We start from the raw sequence: 17,432 nt of genomic DNA on the forward strand, positions 1-17,432 counted from the left end.
AGCTGATGATTTCGGTCATTCTGTCAGTGGTGATGCGCAACAGCGGGATGCAGCCTTTTGCGTGGCTCTTTACCTCTTCTGAATACGCGATCCTGTATATGACCATGCTTGGCGCACCTTGGCTGGTACGCGAGAAGGGGCATGTGCATATCGAACTGGTGACCGCGGCGCTGCCCGAGGCGGCACGGCGCTTTGTCAGCCGGCTGGTCGCGGTGCTTTGTGTTGTCGTGTCCTTGATACTGGCGTGGAAAGGGGCAGAGCTGTGCCTGAACAACATCGCGCGCAATGATCTGGATGTGCGTGCGTATTACTTTCCGAAATGGATACTGACGCTGGCCTTTCCGGTCAGCTTTGGCCTGATGGCGATTGAATTTTCCCGATTTGTTTTTGGCGATGACCTGATGCACTCCGGCGAAGCAGGGGTACATGAATAATGGAATGGTTTGAATCGCTGGCCCTTTTGCTGGGCTCTATTCTGGTGCTGATGGCCATCGGGATGCCGGTTGCCCTGGCTTTTCTCGCAGCCAATATCGTTGGGGCGTGGTTCTTTATGGGCGGGGCCAAAGGGGTCACGCTGCTGCTGAACAATGGGTTCGGCGGGCTGACCAACTATGCGCTGGTGCCGATCCCGTTATTCTTGCTGATGGGCGAAATCTTTTTCTACACCGGTTTGGGCAAGCGCATGTTCAATGCCATCGACCGTTTGCTGGGCAAGCTGCCGGGACGGCTGTCCTATGTCACGGTTCTGGGCGGCACGGCATTTTCAACGCTGTCTGGGTCGTCCATGGGCTCCACCGCGTTGCTGGGCAGCCTGATGGTGCCCGAGATGACGGAACGCGGGTATAAAAAGCATATGTCCATCGGTCCGATCCTTGGCACGGGGGGGCTGGCGATTATCATCCCGCCCTCGGCGCTGGCCGTGTTGTTGGCAACCTTGGCGCGGATCGATGTGGGCGCATTGTTGATCGCGGGGATCATTCCGGGGCTCATCCTTGCCAGCCTCTATATCGCGACGATCTACATTCAGACCCGGATCGATCCTGACGCCGCCCCCGCTTACGAGGTTGAAGACCTGCGCTTTGGCCAAAAGATGCGCCTGTTCTTCGGCGATGTGGTGCCCATGTTGTCAGTCATGGTCGTGATCGTGATTGGCATGGTGGGCGGGCTGATCACCCCGTCCGAGGCCGCGGCATTCGGGGCGCTTGGCGTGTTGATCTTGGCGGTGGCCTTCCGTTGCCTCACATGGGAAGCGATGAAGAAATCGGTGATCGGCGCGATGCGGGTGACCCTGATGGCCTATCTCATCGTCTTCGGGTCGGCCACCTTCAGCCAGTTGCTGGCGTTTTCCGGGGCTTCCAGCGGGTTGATCCGGTGGGCGACGTCGTTTGATCTGGCCCCTGTGGCGATGCTGCTGGTGATGTTCGGCGTCCTGCTGCTGCTGGGTATGTTCATGGAGCAGATCTCAATGATGTTACTGACCGTACCGATCTTTTTCCCGCTCGCCACAACGCTGGGATTTGATCCGGTTTGGTTCGGTCTGGTGATCCTGCTGGCGCTCGAGATCAGCTTTACCACACCGCCCTTCGGGCTACTGCTTTTCGTGATGAAGGGCGTCGCCCCCAAAGGCACAACCATGCGCGAGATCTACGGATCTGCCTTCCCCTATATGGGATGTTCGGTGCTGCTGGTGTTCTTGTTGATCCTGTTCCCGCAACTGGCGCTATGGCTGCCTGGGATGTAGTCGGAGCGTCGCGTTGCAAACTCGCGCATATCATCCGCCGCTACTGGACCAAGCCGGCCAGCATTCGGCGGTATTCGGTGCGGTTTGACAGGGCGACGCTACCCACCGGCAGGCCAAGCAATCGGTCGCAGATTTCACCTTCAGATCGAAGACGCCTGTCAAGTGCGTCAACTGCCGCGTCAAGATTGGTCGCGCTCGCCAGGTCAAATACCTCGATGAGAACCTCCCGACGGCCCTGCGAAAGGCTTAGCATCAGCTCGGCGGTCAGCCCTGCGTCAACGGGGTTGAATGTTCCCTCAGCAATACCGGATTCAATGATGGCTTTAAGGACCGGCATCACGACCGCGGCCTCGGCGTCACAGATCCGGCGGTAGGGGATCTCGTTACCGGGTCGTGAGAAGATTTGCACCAAACCGCGCAGTTCGTTGACGTTGTCGGCTGTCCATTGCGCCGCGCCATCCAGCAAACCGTTCAACTGGACCAATGCATCGCCGTTGTTCTGGCTCATCGCGGCTTCAGTGGTCTGCATCGCTTGTTCAGTCATGCGCGCGATAAGCCCGCTCAACAGGTCTTCTTTTGCGGCAAAGTGGTGGTAAAAGCCGCCGCGTGAAATGCCTGCCGCTTCCTGAACATCCGCGATTGTCACGGCATCCCAGCCCCGTTCCATAAACAGCGCTTGGGCTGCATCAAGGATAAGATCTCGCCTTACCGCTGGTGCCATACGCACACGGCTGTCTCTTTTTGTATCGGTCTTTGCCAATGCGACGTCTCCATAGCCATACAGATCGTTAACCATACAGATCTTTGGTCGGTAAACACCTAGGCCCGTGTCATTCATCGTTCAAGTCCCATGAGCAGCTAAATGCCGAATGAGGTCGTACGTGTTCAGCAAAGCGCAGTTGATCCATCGGAATTGCGCTTCGTTTCAGCGGTAGGATCGCTGGTTGCCTCCACGTCACATTGACGTTTCATGCGCACCGTCTATTTCTCGCTTACAGACTGCTGGTCTGTTTCTAAAAAGCGTCATATGATGCGACCTCTTTGAACGGCGGCCTACATGGTATGCATGTCTGAAAAGGAACCCTGTGTGTGAGAGTGAAGGCCAACTGGAAATGAGCGACAGCGAAAACAAAGAGCAATTGTCTTTCGAGGACGATAAAGGCGCGTCGCGGTCGGCGTGGATTGCCGCGGCTTTGGTTGTCGCCATCGTCGGCTGGATGGGCAGCGGGTATATCCTGCCCTCGGGTGACGAAGACGCAGGGCAAGCTGAAACTGCCCCCGCCAAGCCGGTTGCCGTGGCGGTTGAAAAGTCGACGCCTCAACTGGTCACGATATCCTTTCAGGCGGAAGGGCAGGCGCAACCTGACCGCGATACGTCGATCCGCGCCGAGGCGTCAGGCGACGTCGTAGATGTCTTGGTGATGGAGGGGGAAGAGGTCGAGGGCGGCGCGGTGATTGCGCGGCTCTCTGCGACGGAAGCTCAGGCGGATCTTGCGCGGGCCAGCGAAGAATTCGCACGTGCGGACCGAGAGTTCAAGAACGCAACTGAGCTATTGAACAGAGGGGTGGCGACTGCCGATCGGGTCAGCCAAGCACGCGCCACGCTTGCCGCCGCCGAGGCATCCGTGACCGCAGCGCAAGAGGCGATAGAGGCACTTGTTATCACGGCCCCGTTTACCGGACGTGTCGAAGAGCTGTCACTTGATGCGGGTGAGTTTATTCAGGCGGGCGCCGAAGTCGGGCGCATCGTTGATAATCGGCCGCTGACAGTTGCGTTGCAGGTGCCACAACAGGCGCTTGGTCAGATCAAAAGCGGCCAGACGGCGACGGTGAATTTCATCACCGGAGAAGAGCGTGAAGGCACGGTGAGCTTTGTCAGCACGGCTGCAAATGCCGAAACCCGCACGTTCCTCACCAAGATCACCGTGCCGAATGAAGACGGTGCCATTCCCGCCGGTATTTCCGCCGAAATTCGAATCCCGACCGGTTCGACAAGCGCGCATTTCGTGCAGCCCTCGACGATATCGCTGAGCCCAGAGGGGCGCTTGGGCGTCAAAACCGTTGATGAGAATGATATGGTTGTGTTCACCCCCATTCGCATCGTGCGAGCAGAGATCGATGGCCTGTATGTAAGCGGCCTGTCGGACGCAGTGCGGATCATCACTGTCGGTCAGGGGTTCGTGAACGAAGGCGAAGAGGTGGCACCGTCGTTGCAGACCAAGGCGGATGACGGTGAGGAAAACAGCACCCCTCAAGATGGGCAGCCCGCGCTTCCCATTCCCGATAGTGACGCGGCAAGCGACGAAGGGCAGCGGGAATGAATACGATTATTGACGCCGCATTCTCGCGTGGCCGGGTCGTTCTGATGGTGCTTCTGATGCTCTTGGGCGTAGGCGCGGTCGCCTATGTCGCCATCCCCAAAGAAGCCAACCCCGAGGTGCCTTTACCGCTTGTTTACGTCTCCACGGGCCTTGAAGGGATCAGCCCGTCTGATGCCGAACGCCTGCTGATCGAGCCGATGGAAGCCGAATTCGCCGCGATTGCCGGGCTTGAGAAGATCCAAAGCAATGCGTCCGAAGGCTATGCGAATGTCCAGCTTGAATTCACCCCCGGCGGAGACATCGACGAAGCGCTGCGCAAAGTCCGGGAAGCCGCAGACAGGGTCGAGGGCGATTTGCCCGAAGACGCCTATGACCTCACGGTGACAGAGATCAACACGGCGCTCTTCCCGATTATCTCCGCGCTCATTTCGGGGCCGGTGCCAGAGCGAACGCTGAACGCCATCGCCGATGACGCGCAAGAAGCCATCGAAGGGCTGTCCGGCGTTCTGGAGGTCGAGATTGGCGGCGCGCGGGACGAATTCCTTGAGGTACTGATCGACCCGACGGTTTTCCAAACCTACAACCTGAGCTTTGATGAGCTGATCGGCCAGCTTCAGCGGAACAACCGTTTGATTGCGGCGGGGGCCATCGAGACGGGGGGCGGGCGCATCGTGCTCAAGGTGCCGGGCCTGATCGAGGACCTGCAAGACGTCATGGAAATTCCGGTAAAGGTGCGCGGAAATACGGTGGTGACATTCGAAGACGTCGCAACCGTCCGCCGCACCTTCCAAGATCCGACGGGCTACGCACGCATTGACGGGCAACCGGCACTTGCGCTTGAGGTGAAAAAGCGGTCCGGGGCGAATATCATCGAAACAGTCGCGGCCACGCGTGCTGCGCTGGAAGAGCTGCGCAAGGATTGGCCCGAAAGCATCGAGGTAACCTACCTGCAAGATCAGTCCGAGCAGGTAGAGACGTTGCTGAGCGACCTGGAGGCAAACGTCATTGCAGCGGTTTTGCTTGTGATGATTGTCATCGTGGCGGCCCTTGGTCTTCGGTCGGCTATCCTTGTCGGTCTTGCCATTCCGGGGGCGTTTCTGGTGGGGGTTACGGCGCTTTGGGCGATGGGGTTCACGATGAATATCGTGGTTCTCTTTTCGCTGATTTTGGTTGTCGGGATGCTGGTCGATGGGGCCATCGTAACGGTCGAGCTGGCGGACCGTCGTCTGCAAGAGGGGGATGATGCGCAAACAGCCTATGCCTATGCCGCCAAGCGCATGGCTTGGCCGATCATCGCCTCAACCGCCACGACATTAAGCGTGTTCTTTCCGCTGCTGTTCTGGACCGGCATGGTCGGCGAGTTCATGAAGTTCCTGCCCATTACCGTGATCCTGACCCTTTTCGCGTCCCTTTTCATGGCGCTCATCTTCATCCCTGTACTGGGTGGCCTCATCGGGAAACGCCAGCCGCAAAATGCGGCGGCCAAACGTGCGCTCAGCGAAGCTGAAAAAGGTGACCCACGGCGCATTGGCGGGCTGACCGGAGCTTATGTGCGTCTGTTGGAATGGGCAATCCTCAGACCCGGTGCGACGGCGTTGCTGGCGCTTGCCATGCTGCTTGGCAGCTTTGGTCTATACGGGCAGTTCGGGACCGGCCTGTCGTTCTTCCCCTCGGTAGAGCCAGAGTTCATGCAGGTGCAGGTGCTCGCTCGTGACAACTTCTCTATCTACGAACGTGACGCGTTGGTGCGCAGGGTCGAGCAGCGATTGATGGGCTATGATGAAGTAGCCACCGTCTATGCCCGATCCACGATGAGCGCAGGGCAAGGCAGCGAAGAAACCATCGGTACGATACAGCTTGAGCTCACCGAATGGGACAGGCGGCGCGCGGCAGAAGCCATCGGCACCGATATCCGGCGGGATGTCGCAGACATTGCGGGCGTTGATGTTCAGGTCCAGACCGAAAGCGGCGGACCCACCGCTGGCAAGCCGATCAACCTTCAGATCGCGGCGCGCAATCCGGCCGTGCAGGGCGACGCTGTCGCGCAGGTCTTGTCCATCATGGAGCAGATCGGCGGCTTCACGGATGTGACCGACACGCTGCCGCTTCCGGGGGTAGAGGTGTCCATCCGCGTGAACCGGGCGGAAGCCGCGCGATATGGCGCTGATGTCAGTCTTTTGGGGCAAGCCGTTCAGCTGCTGACCCAAGGCATCGCCGTCGCGGATTACCGGCCCGAGGACGCGGACGGAGAGCTGGATATACGCGTTCGTTTTCCGGCCGAAGAACGGTCTTTGTCAGAGCTTGGAAACCTGCGCGTTCCCACCTCTGCCGGATTGGTGCCGATCTCCAACTTTGTCACCTTCGAGCCGGTTGAGCGGACGGGCACGATCACACGTGTCGATGAAAAGCGCGTCGTGACGATAGAGGCAAATGTCGCACCCGGTTTGTTAGTCAACGATCAGGTGACGGCTTTGCAACAAGCCCTGGACGCTGCAGATTTGCCCGACGGGGTCAGCTATAGCTTCGCCGGCGAGGCGCAGGACCAGACCGAAGCGATGGTGTTCCTCGTTGGTGCCTTCGTGTCCGCGATTGTCTTGATGCTGGTGATCCTGGTTCTTCAGTTCAACAGCTTCTACCAAGCCTTCGTCGTGATGAGCGCGATCATCTTCTCGGTCGCGGGTGTTCTGCTTGGCTTGATCGTCACGGGGCGCCCCTTTGGCGTTGTGATGGGGGGCATCGGGATTATCGCGTTGGCGGGCATCGTGGTGAACAACAACATTGTTCTGATTGATACCTACAATGATCTACGATCCACTGGCATGCACCCGCGCGAGGCCGCCTTGCGCACAGGCGCACAACGTTTGCGGCCTGTTCTTCTGACATCGATTACCACGGCGCTTGGCCTGATGCCGATGGTGCTGGGGGCCAACCTGAATTTCTTCACGCGCGAAATCGTCTTTGGCGCGCCATCGACCCAATATTGGACCGAACTGTCGAGCGCGATTGTAGGGGGGCTGGTCGTCGCGACCCTTCTGACCCTCATCCTGACACCTGCCATGCTGATGTTTGGACAAAAGCGAAGCCTGCAAGGGGACGAGGCGACGCCAGCGGAACGACCGAGGAGAGCATGGTTGTCGAGCTTATTCAGACGTAAACGTGCAGACCCTCAACGCTGACCGGGCGTGCGGTTAGCATCCTTCGATTGGAAAGTCCGCGAGATGGCGGCGTAAAATGCCGTTCGCAGGGGTAATACGCGTTTCTATACCTCTGAAAAAAGCCCTTTTCCTAACCAAATAAGAAGAAGGGCCCCGGCAATCCATGGACCAAACGCAAGGCGCTCTTGGCGCCCGTGGCCCGAGAGCACTGCGTACCCAAGGGCACCCAGAGCCGACAGGAGCACGACCCAAGGCAAGGCGAAAACCCCGACCCATGCACCCGCTGCCGACAGCAGCTTTGCATCGCCCAAGCCCAACCCTTCCTGCCCACGGCTGCGGAAATAGACCGCTCCGATCAGCCAGAATACCACATAGCCAATGATAGCGCCCCAGATCGCCTCCGTCGGGAGGGCACGCTGCGCGAGGGCATTCGTGGCTAGCCCAACGCAGATCAGCGGAACCGTATAGCGATCCGGCAGGCGGTGTTGGCGCAGATCAATACGAACAAGCTGACCCAAAATCGGAATCAGAATGATCGAGGATAAGATGAACAGAGGCATTCACGTATAAAACACGGCAAGCATCAAAAACGCCAGTGGGCCTAGGTTCCATCTAAATGAGATATTCTATCATAAACGGTGAAACTTTCTCGGCGGCAGCACGTGTCTCATTCAATGCGGGTAGTGAATAGAATTTTTTCAGCACTCGCAGGGCGATCCGATGGCCATTGGTCTCGGCACATAAAATAAGCCAACTTGGGAGTGAAAAATGACATTTACCATTCGTACCTTGTTGCAGGGAAGCTGCGCTACTGCGCTTTGCCTGACAGCAAGCATTGCATCTGCATCATCGCACCGTGAGGCGCCGGGCATTACCGAGCAGCCAAAGATCGACGCGACAGATTTCTACATGTTCAAAAGCTACGAGGCAAACCGCGGCGACTACGTGACCCTCATTGCAAATTATCAGCCTTTGCAGGCCCCCTATGGTGGACCCAACTATTTCACCATGGACCCTGATGCGATCTACGAGATCCATGTCAGCAATGACGCCGATGCCGAAGAAGAGATCACCTTTCAGTTTCAATTCGACAATAATCTGAAAGACGGCACTGGTATCCAGCTGGACATCGGCGGCGAGAAAGTGGGCATTCCGCTGCGCGCCGCAGGCCAGATCACAGCCAGCAGCCCGACCGCTGCTCTGGGTGAAACCGAAAGCTATAGCGTGACCATGATCACGGGGGACCGTCGCAGCGGCAAAAGAACGTCTCTTTCGCATGGCGGCGGGACGACCTTTACCAAGCCGCTCGACAACGTTGGCAACAAGACCCTGCCTGACTATGCCGAATACGCGAACGCCTATATCTATGACGATGTAAAAATTCCGGGCTGCGGAACGGGCCGGGTTTTTGCTGGCCAGCGCGCAGAGGCCTTCGCGGTGAACCTTGGCGAAATCTTTGATCTGGTGAACCTCGTTCCAGTGCAGGGACCAGATAACCCGATGTGGTCCCAGTATAACGATCCCAATTTCAACGCGAACGGGATCGTGCAGGACCGCGCCAATGACGACCTGATTGGTAAAGCCAATGTCACAACGCTGGCTTTGGAAATTCCAATCTCCTGTCTGACCCAAGGGGATGAGCCGGTCATCGGGGCATGGACGACTGCCAGCCTGCCACAAGGCGAATTGGAAGATCCGTCGCCCACCTACGAGAAGACCTCGATTTATGGTGGCGCTTGGGTACAGCAGTCGCGCTTGTCCAACCCGCTGGTTAACGAGGTGGTCATCGGCCTTTCCGACAAGGATCTGTTTAACGCAGCAGAGCCTACAATTGACGAGGCACTGGCTGTCTATGTGACCAATCCGACCCTGCCAGCGCTACTGGACATCCTGTTCCGCGATGCGTTGGGTGCATCGGGCAATATCGCTCCGTCGAACTTCCCCCGGAACGACCTTGTTACCGCGTTCCTCAGCGGTTTTCAGGGCGTAAACCAGCCTGCTGGCTTCGATACGAAGACAGACCTGTCTGAAATGCTGCGTTTGAATACAGCGTTCCCGGCGACACCCGCGTCCGAGCAGCATACCTTTGGCCTTTTGGCTGAAGACCTTGCGGGCTTTCCCAACGGTCGCCGTCCGGCGGATGACACTGTCGATCTTGCGCTGCGCGTGATGATGGGCCGGTTGTGCCATGACGTGCCTCTCGGGCAAGAGCTTAGCGGAGACCCAAGTGCCGAAGACAATGTAAATCTGGGTCTTTGTGGCAAAGGCGATCCCAACGATACCGCGCCTGCGGGCCTAGTGCCGTTGACCGATGGGGCACCTTTGCGCGCCACCGAGTTGCAAACCGTGTTCCCCTACTTGAACACACCGATTGCTGGCTCGCCGAACAACTAAACCCATAGAATAGGAGAATTCCGATGTTGAAGAGTATCTCAGTTCTTGTGGTTGTGGCCGGCGTTCTAGTCGCTTGTGGTAGCAGCGGCGGACTAAACGGCATTTCCAAATTGGGGGCCGATTTTGTGCGCGCCTTCAACCAGGATCGCAATGCCCAGCCGATCTCCCTCGCGGGGGTCACAGTGCCACGGTTCCCGACGAGCGAACCTTTCAACCCCTAGGTTGATTGGCTCCTTTTCGGGGGTGTGAGAATATGAAAGAGGCGCGGCCGCTCCATAGAGTGGCCGCGTTTCGCATTTTACCCTTAGGGACGGAAGGGCTTTGGGGCAGGCAAGCTCCCCTTCGATCCCAGATGCTTTGAAAAGCTGCGCTCGATCGCATAGGTGTCTTTTCGCCCCAGCCTGTCTTCGCGCAGCAGCCGGGACGTCAGGATAACCGTCGTGCCATCGACTTCTGCGCGGCTTTCCACGTCATAGACGTCTGACGTGAAACCAATGCCGTTCAGCGCGACAATGCCAGCATCGGTCACATCCCCGCGCGTGAGGAACCCGTTTTGTTCGCGCCGCTTGACCAGTTGTCTTGCGGCGCTTGGCGATCCCAGCACTGCCGCGATGACCGCTTCACTTGCGGTGTTGATGTTCACATCGCCGGGTTGCGGTAGCAGGCTGACGTGGGGGGCCAGTATCGCACGCGTCGGCGCGTCCAAAAGCTCGACCTCGGACAACGCGCGTATGGGGCCGCGGCGGGAAATTCGGTCGTTGATGTCCAAGGCCACGCTGTCGGGCAGGGCCAGAGATTTGACCAGCCGCGCAAGGATTTGCTGTTGCGAGAGGCGCCCCGCTGCAAGCCCGTTCAAATCAAACCGCGCTTGGGCATCTGATACGCTGATCGCAAAGCTACCCGTCTCTAGTTGCACTTCTTCTTGTGCTGCCAACGCCCATGGTTCGGCCATATGGTCCGTCTCGGGTGCGACGTCCATATCCCGGCGTAGCGCCACGATAATCGAGGTCTCCGCGCCCAAGGCCAGCGCCTCGGCCTGGGTCGCTGCGGCTGCTCGCTGGGTGCGTTCCATCAGGGATTCTTGCGAGGTGAACATCAAGACAACGATCGCAGACCCCAAAGCGAGCGCCACCAACACGTTGATCAACACGACGCCGGCGTCCGGATATCGTATACCGGCGCGGCTCATCGGGGCGCAGGGCGGGTCAAAGACGAAAGCCGCCTCAGACTGCCAATTCCATCAATGTCCACGCGCATATCCACGGCCAGCGCTTCGCTCTCGCTGTCGGGGAGGGGCCACGCCGAATGCCAGTTACGATCCCTATCAAGTACGCGAAACGTCAGCGCGCTGACATCCAGTATCAGGGTTTGCCGCAACAGATCATCCGCGTTTCGGGGGCCTATCTCGCGGCTAAGCGTATTTGCATCGTGCAGATACTGGCGTCTGGTCTGGCCATCATGTCCCAGAGTGGACAGGACCCCATCCCGAAGCGTCACCGTACCGGGGTCCGCCTGCACGATATCGCGCCCGAAGACCAGCAACGCCCGGTCCAATTGTGCCAGATGCTCGAGCCGGCCATCGGTGCGTTCGCGGACACGCAAGATCGTGTCCAGCGTGGTAAACGAGGCAATACCCACCAAAGCGAACAGACTAAGCGCGACCAGCATCTCGATCAGGGTCACGCCAGCCTCTTGGTCGCGGATAAGGGTCATGCGCCGGTAGAGCCGATCAGGTTATTCGCGCCGGTTGTCACGCTCAGGATGGCCAGCCCGCGTGCGCATTGTCCGTCCTTTTGGAAACGGTAGGGGCCGACGACACCGTCGAAACCGGCGTCGCGCAGCAACCCTTTGCGGTTCTGCTGGCCGATGCGACCAAGAATTCGCGCCATTTCGACGGCATCAAAGGCCAACCCGCCAAGCACACCCGCCTCGGTCTCACTGAACGCGGTAAAGGCCGTAGCAAAGGCTTCGAACCGAACAGGGTCGGGTGCGGCAAACCAACCATCCTGCAATGCGTCGATCCGGTAAGGCGTGATCGATGCCCATTGTTCCGAGCCAAGCAGCTGCACCCCCGCGCTCTTGATCGCCGCGGCCTGTTCTTCAAAGGGGCCACCCACAACGGGCAGATAAACCGCATCTGGCAGCGCACCGCCGTTCGCGGCCCGGATCTTGTCGATCAGGCCAGCGGCGGATGCGGCAACAATCGCTGGCGGAGCGGTACCCCCTGTCGCCGCGACGACGGATTGCGCTGCCTGCGCGGACAAGGCACCAAATGGCCCCGGAGGAACAACAGTAACAACGTTGCGCTTGCCGCGGGTTGCCGCGAAGCCGAGGATCGATTTCGCTGATTGCTGCGGTGTGATGCCGAATACAAACAGGTTATCTCCGGCGATAGAGCTGTCGTTCGACAGTGAAACAACGGGCGTACCGCGCCCGACAGCTTCGGCGACTGCGCGGCTCTGGCCTGAGAAAAGCGGACCAAGTAACATCTTCGCCCCGCCGTCCATCGCTTTTTGCGCGGCAGCAACGGCTGTTTCGGGGCTATCGCCAGCATCGACCACCTCGACCTCGGCCCCTGGGCCGGTCGCGTTGCCGCCAAGGCTTGCGGCTGCCAGCATGATCTGTCCTAATGACGCACGCGGGCCGGTAAGCGGGGCCAGCAAAACGGCCTGTCCTACCGCATTTTCAGGCGGCAGTTCAGTTTCACCTGTCAAAGACAACCCGCCGCAGCCCGATAAACCAATGAGCGCCGATGACCCACCAAGACCCAACAATACCCGCCGCCGCGACAGAGGGGAAAAGGCACCGGAAGCCACGGTTTCGATGGATTTTATCGGCTGTGCTTTTGGCATCTTTTGCATTCCTCGTTTACGTGACGACATTGTTTGTCACCCTCCCGGCATCGGCCTTGCGCCGTATTGCCGTCATCCCTGCTCCGATTACTGACCTGTATGGCGGCCTGTGGGAAGGGCGTGCTGTGTTGGACGGTGGATATTCGCTGGATTGGGACCTGCGCGGCTGGCCTTTGTTCGCTGCTCGCGGGGTCGCAGACTGGACTTTGCAAGGCCCCGATACGCAGCTGACAGGCGTCGCGACCTTTACCCCAGCATCCATGAGCGCGACGGATATTGTGGGGCGTATCGGGCCCGGTTTGGTCGACCTGATCCCCGGGGCCGCATTGAAAAACTGCACGTCGCAGGCCGTCGTTGATGTGCAAGGGCTGAGCTGGCGCAAGGGGGCCGCTGCTGCTGCGGGCGCGGTTCTGATCAGCGAAGGGCGGTGCAAAGATCTATTGGGGCGCGACACAACAGTGCCGCAGATGACGTTGGACCTGACAACCCAAGGCCGCGACGCCATAGCAATATTGACGGACCGTGACAGCACGCTGGCCAAGGTCACGGTGACAGGGGAACGGCGGCTGATCGCGCGTATCGAGCCCGAAGGCGCCGTGCTTGTGCCGGGCATGCCGACGAGCGGGCCGATGATCATAGAAATGCCATTCTAGTTCACCAGATTGTTGAGGTTAACGATCGGCAGCAGGATCGAGAGCACCAAAAGCATCACGATCCCACCCATGATCAGCAGTACGGCCGGTTCGACCAGTGCTACCAATGCGGCTACCAATGCATTCAGATCGCGCTCTTGATCGTCGGCTGCGCGGGTCAGCGTTGTCCCCAGCACGCCCCCCGCTTCCCCACTTGCGATCATCGCGATCAGCATCGGGGGGAAGACTTTGGCATCGTCCAGCGCCCGTGAAAGCGCCGTCCCTTCGCGTACGCGTGCCGTGGCTTGGGCGACTTTTTCGCGAACATGCAAATTTGGCACGGTCTGCGTAGCAGCGGTCAAGGCATCTACAAGCGGCACGCGGCTGACGGTCAAGGTTGCCAAGGTACCCGCAAACTGCACCGAGTTTGTCTTGAGAGAGAACCCCCGCGTCAGCATTGAACGCGATAGAAATCGATGCCAACGCAGCCGCATCGCCGGTTGCCGCAGCAGGCTGGCCCCGCCAAGGATAACGGCAGCGAGCACGCCGAGCATTGCGATACCCCACGCATTGATAAAATCACTTACCGTAATCAACGAACGGGTCAGGAACGGCAGCTCCGCCCCGCGAGAGGTGAAAACGCGCACGATGTCAGGCACCACAAAGGTCAACAGTGCTACGATTACCGCAAGCGAAACGACGGCAAGGATCGCGGGATACAGCAACGCAAGCTGCACCGTCTGCCGGTTCTTTGCGCGGGTTTCCACAAAGCCAGACAGATGTTCCATCACTTGGCCAAGCTGCCCCGAGGTTTCCCCCGCAGCGACCGACGCACGGTAAAAGTCTCCGAACACATGAGGATACTCGCCAAGCGCCTGCGCAAAGCTGCGCCCGTCGAGCACTGAGGCGCGCAGGTTCAACAACAGTGATGTAACAGCGGGCTTATTCTGCTGGTCTGCCACTGTCTTGAGCGCTTGCTCCACACCGATCCCCGAACCGATCAGCGTGGCAAGCTGTCGGGTCAGTAGGGTAAGCGCACGGCGCGAAATCTTGGCCCTGCCAAATCCCGCCCCCTTCGTCGCTTTCCCTTTTTTTGCGACGGTTGGTTCAACCGACAGCGGCGCGAGGTTGCGCTGGCGCAGACTGCTGCGTGCGGCGGCGGCACTTGCGGCCTCTATGATCCCCTTGGTCGACTTGCCCGCGGGCGTCATCGCTTCATAGGCATAGGCTGGCATTATTCATCCTCTTGTGATGCGGCAAGCGATATGCTGGGTTGCGGTGGGGCACCGTCGTGGATGGCGCGCGCGACTTCCTGTGCAGTGGTGAGCCCCAAACGCATTTTGGCGATACCGTCGTCCAGAATGCTCGGGCCGCGATCCCGCGCCGCGGCGATCAGCTCGGCTTCGGATTGCCCTTCGTGCATTTTGCGTTCAAGCGCGCCGTCGACCTCGATAATTTCATAGAGCGGCAGACGTCCACGAAAGCCGCTGGCTTGACAGGTATCGCAACCAAGCCCCTTCTTCACAATCTCTCCGGGCTTTATCTTTTGCCCCAAAAGATCGCTTTCCGCCTGCGTGACCTCGTGGTCGCCCAGACAGTCGGTGCAATTGCGCCGCACCAGCCGCTGCGCGATCAGCCCGCGCAGCATAGGAGCCAGCAAAAATCGTTCGACACCCATTTCGACCAGTCGAGACACGGCACCGATGGCCGTGTTGGTGTGCAAGGTCGAGATGACAAGATGCCCGGTCATGGCGGATTCCACCGCGATCTGTGCCGTCTCGCGGTCCCGGATCTCGCCGACCATAATCACATCCGGATCTTGTCGTAGAATGGCGCGCAACCCTCTGGCAAAGCTGAGATCGGTCTTGGCGTTGACCTGCATCTGGCCAACACCGTCCATCGTATATTCGATCGGGTCCTCAACGGTCATGATGTTGCGTTGCCGGTCGTTCAGCATATCCAGACCAGCATAAAGCGTCGTGGTCTTGCCCGAACCGGTCGGACCAGTCACCAGCACCATCCCATCGGGCAAGGACAGGATCCGTTTCAGCACCGTATTATCCCGATCCGACAGGCCAAGATGGTCGATCCCACGCAATGTCTGCCCCCGGTCCAAAAGTCGCAGCACCACGCGCTCGCCAAATTGAGAGGGGATCGTCGAGATGCGCACGTCAAGGTCATACCCTCCGACACGCAACGAAACACGCCCGTCCTGCGGAAGGCGTTTCTCAGCGATGTCGAGTTTGCCCATCACCTTGATCCGGCTGACAAGCAGCGGCGCGAGTGCGCGTTTCGGGCTGATTACCTCGCGTAGAATGCCGTCGACCCGAAAGCGCACCAAAAGTCGCCGCTCCTCCGTCTCGATATGCACGTCAGACGCGCCTTCCTTGACCGCCTCCAGCAGCAGGGCATTGATCAGCCGCACCACTGGCGCATCATCGTTTTGGGCCAGCAGATCGTCTATCGAAGCGGCCGTGTCCGCCAATGAGGCCAGATCATCGTCTGCATCCGCGGCCACCTGCGCGGCCTCGGACGCGGAGTCGCGGTAGATCGTGCCAAGAGCCGCTTCAAAATCGGCAGCCGATATTTCCTCGAATGTCACAGCGGTGCCAGACACGCGCTGTGCTTCGATCAGGGCTTCGAAAGAGGCATCATGGCGGTATTGGCAGCGTGGCTCCGCACTCTCTTCAGAGACAGGTAATAGAATGACCCCTTGGCTTTGCGCGAAACCATAGGAAAGGCGGGTCTGGGTGCTGGCATGGGTCATTGCAACGATCCTAAAAGCAAACGCGCCGAAACACGGCCCGGTGCCGGGCGCCGATCCACCTCGAGCGCCTCTACCCTCACGTCGTGCTGCTCTTCCAGATCAGAGAGCCACAGCAATATGGTCGCAAAGGGCGTATCGTCCAAAGTGACCCGGATGCTGTCGTTTTCAGGCTCAATGCGCCGCAGGGTCAGGTTTGCCACGGATGCCGAGGTGGTGATCCGCGTGGCAAGAGGCGTCTCGTTGAGCGGTTGCAATGACACGATCGTGTCGACGGACGCCAGCGCAGCTGTGTCCTGAACAAGGCGAAATGCTTGAATGTCTGCGCGCGCTTCGGCCTGCGCCCGTTGCAGCGGAGCCCATAGGAATTGATAGCCCACAACCACGATGGCGAGAGGTAGCACAATGCTCACCAGACGCCTTTCACGCGGGTTAAGCGCGGCAAAAGCTTTCATCCGCCATCCCCCCGCGCGATCCGCATTTCGACCTCTGCACCGCCATCGCCCGCTGTGGCGGCACCGCTGCGTACGGCAAAGCCCGATGCCTCTAGCGTCTGCTCGATGCCTTGCAGGTCTTCCAGGCCAGGGCTCTGCATGAGCACCACCAATGTATTCTCTGACGCGCCCCATGCCATGCGCCTGAAACCAACCGGCGCGTCCGTCAGCACGCGTGAGACATCGCTGAGCAGGGGCAAAAAGCTGCTTTCCGTTGCAACCACCTGCGCGGGTGTCAGGCGTGCGAGAACGGGGCCAACCTCTTGGGTTAGGGTCATGCCGGGCAGGATGTCCGAAATGGCCAGCTCTGCAGCGCGGCGCTCTGTCTGAGCGATCTGAGAGAGGGCGCGCAGGTTCAAAGCCGCGATGACCATATGCAGCGCTAACGCAGCCCCGACAGCGACGGCAACCCACTTCCACGCAGCCAACCCCCGTGCTGCAGCCTTGCGCGGCTGAGCAAAGCTGAAGGCCACGTCTATCGGGTCCGGTGGGGGTGGTGTGGCTGACAGATTTTCGGCCGGAAGATCCGCTCCCAACGGTTCGCCAAGCGCGCGCAGCGACGGCCGGCCAGCGCGCTGCCATAAAAGCGGCAGCATATTCACATTGGCGGCAAAACCCGTCCCGTCGGAACAGCGCACAACCGCACGATTGCCTTCTTTCCAGACAGCCCACGCGGGACCATTGTCGGACGGTGGACGGGGGATTAACAGATATTCGGGGAGGTGCGGCGCGTCTTCCTGTGTCACCTGCGTCATCACGTCATTGGACAGGACAAACGCCAGGTGATCCCCGGGCGACGCATCGGCAAGCGGGCCTTGGATGATCTGGACGGACTGCAGCGGTGCGGCAATCCGCTCTTCGACAGCAAAGGTGATCAACGCCTGTCGTTGCCGCGCATTGGATCTGGGTACATGAACGATAAAACTGCTGACGTGTTCTGCACTGACCGGACGGGCGGCCAGCCCATCAACCTGCGGGCAATAAAGTTCGGCCCGTGCAACCATGGCCGAATTTCTCGTGGTCAAAGGCACTTTTAAAGCGTCAGACGCGGGCAGCCGTACAGGGCGCTCCGAGGCGTT

15 protein-coding genes and 1 pseudogene are annotated in these 17,432 nt (G+C 59.4%); 6 read left to right on the forward strand and 10 right to left on the reverse strand.

Annotated features, from left to right (window positions below; translation table 11 throughout):
• The first annotated feature begins 2 nt into the window (after nucleotides 1-2).
• Nucleotides 3-434 carry a TRAP transporter small permease gene (locus B3849_RS13640; protein ID WP_286780295.1) on the forward strand — a complete coding sequence of 144 codons (432 nt, stop codon included), beginning with the start codon at nucleotides 3-5 and terminating at the stop codon, nucleotides 432-434.
• Nucleotides 434-1,741, forward strand: coding sequence for a TRAP transporter large permease (locus tag B3849_RS13645; RefSeq protein ID WP_005848587.1), 1,308 nt, complete (start codon nucleotides 434-436; stop codon nucleotides 1,739-1,741). The genes B3849_RS13640 and B3849_RS13645 overlap by 1 nt, the downstream gene beginning before the upstream one ends.
• Before the next feature lie 40 nt (nucleotides 1,742-1,781).
• Here B3849_RS13645 and B3849_RS13650 read toward each other — a convergent pair whose 3' ends face one another.
• Complete coding sequence (locus B3849_RS13650; protein ID WP_286780305.1) at nucleotides 1,782-2,285, reverse strand: TetR/AcrR family transcriptional regulator; 504 nt, start codon at nucleotides 2,283-2,285, stop codon at nucleotides 1,782-1,784.
• Between the two features lie 30 nt (nucleotides 2,286-2,315).
• Nucleotides 2,316-2,579 (reverse strand): annotated as a pseudogene (locus B3849_RS17625) (TetR/AcrR family transcriptional regulator); the annotation flags it as partial.
• A gap of 274 nt (nucleotides 2,580-2,853) precedes the next feature.
• Here B3849_RS17625 and B3849_RS13660 point away from each other — a divergent pair.
• Both B3849_RS13660 and B3849_RS13665 read left to right on the forward strand, forming a co-directional pair.
• On the forward strand, nucleotides 2,854-4,062 hold the full coding sequence (locus B3849_RS13660; protein WP_286780296.1) for an efflux RND transporter periplasmic adaptor subunit: 1,209 nt from the start codon (nucleotides 2,854-2,856) through the stop codon (nucleotides 4,060-4,062).
• Complete coding sequence (locus tag B3849_RS13665) at nucleotides 4,059-7,238, forward strand: efflux RND transporter permease subunit (RefSeq protein ID WP_278426033.1); 3,180 nt, start codon at nucleotides 4,059-4,061, stop codon at nucleotides 7,236-7,238. Before B3849_RS13660 ends, B3849_RS13665 begins: the two co-directional genes overlap by 4 nt.
• Nucleotides 7,239-7,321: 83 nt before the next feature.
• Here the strand turns inward: B3849_RS13665 and B3849_RS13670 are convergent, their stop codons facing one another.
• Nucleotides 7,322-7,777 (reverse strand): prepilin peptidase, encoded by a 456-nt coding sequence (locus B3849_RS13670; protein ID WP_278426034.1) that lies wholly within the window; start codon nucleotides 7,775-7,777, stop codon nucleotides 7,322-7,324.
• 208 nt (nucleotides 7,778-7,985) lie between these two features.
• Here B3849_RS13670 and B3849_RS13675 point away from each other — a divergent pair, with 208 nt between their 5' ends.
• The gene (locus tag B3849_RS13675) at nucleotides 7,986-9,611 is read left to right on the forward strand and encodes a DUF4331 domain-containing protein (RefSeq protein WP_278426035.1); all 1,626 of its coding nucleotides are present in this window, start codon (nucleotides 7,986-7,988) and stop codon (nucleotides 9,609-9,611) included.
• A 304-nt stretch (nucleotides 9,612-9,915) separates the two neighbouring features.
• Here B3849_RS13675 and B3849_RS13680 read toward each other — a convergent pair whose 3' ends face one another.
• The 3 genes from B3849_RS13680 to B3849_RS13690 form a co-directional block, all read right to left on the reverse strand.
• Nucleotides 9,916-10,683, reverse strand: coding sequence for a general secretion pathway protein GspK (locus tag B3849_RS13680; protein WP_278426036.1), 768 nt, complete (start codon nucleotides 10,681-10,683; stop codon nucleotides 9,916-9,918).
• Between the two features lie 113 nt (nucleotides 10,684-10,796).
• Nucleotides 10,797-11,324: a type II secretion system protein GspJ gene (locus tag B3849_RS13685; RefSeq protein ID WP_278426037.1), complete on the reverse strand. Its 528-nt coding sequence runs from the start codon at nucleotides 11,322-11,324 to the stop codon at nucleotides 10,797-10,799.
• Entirely contained in the window at nucleotides 11,321-12,493 is a 1,173-nt protein-coding gene (locus B3849_RS13690; RefSeq protein WP_348655179.1) for a penicillin-binding protein activator, read from the reverse strand. Before B3849_RS13690 ends, B3849_RS13685 begins: the two co-directional genes overlap by 4 nt.
• Here B3849_RS13690 and B3849_RS13695 point away from each other — a divergent pair.
• Entirely contained in the window at nucleotides 12,484-13,116 is a 633-nt protein-coding gene (locus B3849_RS13695; protein ID WP_286780297.1) for a hypothetical protein, read from the forward strand. The genes B3849_RS13690 and B3849_RS13695 overlap by 10 nt on opposite strands.
• Here B3849_RS13695 and gspF read toward each other — a convergent pair.
• From gspF to gspL, 4 genes are read right to left on the reverse strand one after another with little or no spacing between them, the layout of a single operon-like run.
• Nucleotides 13,113-14,330, reverse strand: coding sequence for a type II secretion system inner membrane protein GspF (gene gspF / locus B3849_RS13700; protein ID WP_278426041.1), 1,218 nt, complete (start codon nucleotides 14,328-14,330; stop codon nucleotides 13,113-13,115). The genes B3849_RS13695 and gspF overlap by 4 nt on opposite strands.
• The gene (locus B3849_RS13705) at nucleotides 14,330-15,862 is read right to left on the reverse strand and encodes a GspE/PulE family protein (protein ID WP_278426042.1); all 1,533 of its coding nucleotides are present in this window, start codon (nucleotides 15,860-15,862) and stop codon (nucleotides 14,330-14,332) included. Before B3849_RS13705 ends, gspF begins: the two co-directional genes overlap by 1 nt.
• Nucleotides 15,859-16,314: a type II secretion system protein GspM gene (gspM, locus tag B3849_RS13710; RefSeq protein WP_037941503.1), complete on the reverse strand. Its 456-nt coding sequence runs from the start codon at nucleotides 16,312-16,314 to the stop codon at nucleotides 15,859-15,861. Before gspM ends, B3849_RS13705 begins: the two co-directional genes overlap by 4 nt.
• Nucleotides 16,311-17,357 carry a type II secretion system protein GspL gene (gspL, locus tag B3849_RS13715; protein ID WP_286780298.1) on the reverse strand — a complete coding sequence of 349 codons (1,047 nt, stop codon included), beginning with the start codon at nucleotides 17,355-17,357 and terminating at the stop codon, nucleotides 16,311-16,313. Before gspL ends, gspM begins: the two co-directional genes overlap by 4 nt.
• Nucleotides 17,358-17,432: the final 75 nt, after the last annotated feature.

Origin of the sequence: Sulfitobacter sp. UBA4523, assembly GCF_002388305.1 — a bacterium.
GTDB lineage: Bacteria > Pseudomonadota > Alphaproteobacteria > Rhodobacterales > Rhodobacteraceae > Sulfitobacter > Sulfitobacter pontiacus.